This is a genomic window from Teichococcus oryzae (genome assembly GCF_008386565.1).
GTDB lineage: Bacteria > Pseudomonadota > Alphaproteobacteria > Acetobacterales > Acetobacteraceae > Pseudoroseomonas > Pseudoroseomonas oryzae.
The window spans coordinates 1-611 of sequence record NZ_VUKA01000080.1 but is presented as its reverse complement, the minus strand read 5'-3'; the positions used below and the strand labels follow the sequence as shown (position 1 = coordinate 611).

At 70.4% G+C, this 611-nt stretch carries 1 protein-coding gene; it reads left to right on the top strand.

The genetic code is table 11. The annotated features are described in order from the left end of the window. A partial coding sequence (locus tag F0Q34_RS21610) for a gamma-glutamyltransferase (protein WP_174242087.1) occupies positions 1–611 on the top strand: 611 nt, incomplete at both ends.

Here is a 611-nt window from a genome sequence, read left to right as displayed (position 1 = left end):
CTCGTCATCCGCGCAACCCGCATCGCCGCCGGCGTGCGGATCGCCGACAACATGCCTGACGAGACCCGGCTGCGGGCGATCCTTTCCGACGAGAACGTCCGGCGGCTTCAGGACCGGCTGCGGGCGGGAGGCGGCATGGAAGGTCCGACGGAGCAGTGGACCAGCGAGCCGCCGCCTGGCGCCGATCCGGGGCATACCACCTCCTTCTCCATCGCCGACCACGAGGGCAACTTCGTCTGCATCACCCAGAGCCTGGGCTCGGTCTTCGGCAGCGGGGTGGCCGTGCCGGGCACCGGGGTCCTGCTCAACAATTTCCTGTACTGGGCGGACGTGCAGCCCGGCAGCCCCAACCTGGCCAAGCCCGGCCAGCCGCTCGCCATGTGCATGGCGCCCAGCATCTCGACCCGGGATGGCGAGCCCTGCCTCGCCCTGGGGACGCCGGGCAGCTACGGGATCTTGCAGACCCAGGCGCAGGCGCTCGTCAGCCATCTGGATTTCGGACTGGGGTTGCAGACGGCGATCGATGCGCCGCGTGCCCGGCTTTGGGACGGGCGGCTGGTGGAGATCGAGAACCGGGTGGCGCCCGAAGTGCTGGTCGCCCTTCGCGAGCA